Below are 2,510 nucleotides of genomic sequence, written 5' to 3'. Positions count from 1 at the left end.
GGGCGCGCCGGCGCGAGCCGCCGCGTCAATCTGAGCCGGATCGGCGCCGATGAACAGCGACACGCGGCAGTTCGCTTCGGCCAGGCGCGTGCAGGCGTCCTTGACACGCTCGAACTGCCCGATGACATCCAGCCCACCTTCGGTGGTGACCTCCTGGCGACGCTCCGGCACCAGGCAAACGTGCTCGGGGCGCGTGCGCTCGATGATGTCCAGCATCTCGTCGGTCACCGCGGCCTCGAAGTTCAGGGGCACACCGATGGCGGCCTTCAGGCGCGCCACGTCGTCGTCGCGGATGTGACGGCGGTCTTCACGCAAATGGAAGGTGATGATGTCGGCACCGCCTTCGACGGCCAGCAGCGCGGCCTGAACCGGATCAGGGAAGCGCCCGCCGCGTGCGTTGCGCACCGTGGCAACGTGGTCGATGTTGACGCCCAGCAGGGGCGCATCGTGAGCGGTCAGGTGCATGCCGGAGAAAGTCATGGTTGCTGGAGTTCCATCATGAGCTGGCGGGTGCGCAGCGTGTTCGTGCCGAGATGATAGTGAAGCAGCGAACGCGTGATCGCTTTGAGGTCAACCAAGGCTGGCACACAGGCGGCCATCAGGCTGGGCATGGGCGAGTGTCCGGGTTTGACGCGCCTTGGGTCGTTGAGCCAGCCATCGGAGAGCGCGTCCTCCATCGCCAGCAACACGCTGCCGTTGAGCACGTTCGGCCCCTCGGCGGATTCACCCAGGTGATGCGCGGGACGCACGCCCAGCTCCGGGTGCAGCTCATAGGGCTCGCCTGCCAACACGGGCCGGCCATCAAGGGTTTGCAGCGCCAGGTCCGGCAGGTGCCCCAGTTGACGCAGCAAGATCAACTCGAAAGCCCTCAACGCCGCGTGCAGCAAACCCGGCTCGGCCAGGGCCTGCAAGGTGTCGGCATAGGCCTCGAAAAGCACCGGATGGGGGTCTTGCCTGGGCAGCAATTTCATCAACAGCTCGTTGAGGTAGAAGCCGGGCAACAGGGCCCCACCCCCACAAAATGCCGGACCGCCAGCCCACTCGGCCTGCCTCAGCAGCAACACCTCGACGTCATCGCCGCGCTTGACGCCAAAGCTCACAGCAATGCGTTGAAACGGCATCAGCACAGGCCTGAGCTGTGAGTAGGGCCGCTTGGCCCCCTTGGCGATGGCCACCACCCTGCCCTGCTCACGGCAGAACATGTCCAGGATCAGGCTGGACTCGCTCCAGTCATGGCTGTGCAGCACATAGGCCGGCGATGGCCCCCTTGAGCCACCGTGAGAAGCACCGCGCAACGACGACCGGGGCCCCGTCACCAGGCCTCACTCGTAGCCGTAAGTGCGCAAGCGGGCGTCGTCGTCGGCCCAGCCGGAGCGCACCTTCACCCAGATCTCCAGAAAGACCTTGCGGCCCATCAGGCGCTCGAGCTCGGTGCGGGCCTCGGTGCCGATGCGCTTGAGGCGCTCGCCCTTGTCGCCGATGATCATGCCTTTGTGCTGCTCGCGCTCGACGATGATGGTCGCGGCGATGCGCACCAGTCCCGTGGACTTGGGCTTGCCCACCGGCGGCGGCTCGTCGGTGTACTGGTCGATGACCACCGTCGAGGTGTAGGGCAACTCGTCGCCCGTCAGGCGAAAAAGCTTCTCGCGGATCATCTCACTGGCCAGGAACCGGTCGGTTCGGTCGGTCAGCGCGTCGGCGTCGTACCACCAGCCTTGCTCGGGCAGGTAGGGGCGGACGATGTCCAGCAGCCGATCGGGATCGCCCTCTCGCTTGGCGGTCAGCGGCACGTACTCGGCAAACGGGAAGCGCTCCTGCATGGCCTGCAGCCACGGGAAAAGCTCTTCGCGGCTCTTGACCATGTCCAGCTTGTTGGCCACCAGCAGCACCGGGCGGTCTTTGGGCAAGAGGGCCAGCACCTGTGCATCGTCGGGCCCGAAGCGCCCGGCCTCGACCAGGAACAGCACGATGGCCACGTCGGACAGCGTGGCCTGCACCGTTTTGTTGAGGTTGCGGTTGAGCGCCGCCGTGCCGCGCACCGTGTGTCGCGTCTGAAAGCCCGGCGTGTCAACGAAGACATACTGCGTGTCGCCCTTGGTGCAGATGCCGGTGATGCGGTGGCGCGTGGTTTGTGCCTTGCGCGAGGTGATCGACACCTTCTGCCCCACCAACGCGTTCATCAGCGTGGACTTGCCCACATTGGGTCGCCCGACGATGGCGATCAGTCCGCAGCGCTGCTCGGAAGCCGGCACAGCCTGCGCTCCTTCACCAGAGCGGGCCGTGGACAACTGGGCCAGCATCTGGTCGAGCGAGGGGTTCGGGTCTTCGGTGGGCTTTTTCGGCATGGCGGGTTGGTAGCGGTGTTCGGAGCGAGGATGGGGCAGCGGTCGTCCCCGTCAATGAGCGGGGTCAGGCCTTGTCGGATTCACCTGGCGGTCGGGCCGGGTGCGACCTGGCTGGCTTGCGCACCACGACCACCTGACTCGCCGCGGCTTTGGGTGCGGCAAGCC

The 2,510-nt window shown here is 66.3% G+C and carries 3 protein-coding genes; all 3 read right to left on the bottom strand.

The features are described 5' to 3' along the window. Window positions 1-465, bottom strand: a 465-nt coding sequence (locus B2W70_RS12300; RefSeq protein ID WP_286746072.1) for a pyridoxine 5'-phosphate synthase, incomplete at its 3' end; no start/stop codon positions are given. Window positions 466-476: 11 nt separating this feature from the next. Next, the gene (gene recO, locus B2W70_RS12295) at window positions 477-1,247 is read right to left on the bottom strand and encodes a DNA repair protein RecO (protein ID WP_286746070.1); all 771 of its coding nucleotides are present in this window, start codon (window positions 1,245-1,247) and stop codon (window positions 477-479) included. Between the two features lie 75 nt (window positions 1,248-1,322). Next, complete coding sequence (gene era / locus B2W70_RS12290) at window positions 1,323-2,345, bottom strand: GTPase Era (RefSeq protein ID WP_414631056.1); 1,023 nt, start codon at window positions 2,343-2,345, stop codon at window positions 1,323-1,325. Window positions 2,346-2,510 lie beyond the last annotated feature (165 nt).

The sequence above is a fragment of the Aquabacterium sp. UBA2148 genome, assembly GCF_002328915.1.
Lineage (GTDB): Bacteria > Pseudomonadota > Gammaproteobacteria > Burkholderiales > Burkholderiaceae_C > Aquabacterium > Aquabacterium parvum.
The sequence above is the reverse complement of the archived record's forward strand: the minus strand, read 5'-3'. Positions and strand labels throughout refer to the sequence as shown.

What these genes read in the sequence shown, in the direction of transcription:
- era (WP_414631056.1), bottom strand. Translation starts at nt 2,345, where the DNA reads ATGCCGAAAAAGCCCACCGAAGACCCGAACCCCTCGCTCGACCAGATG.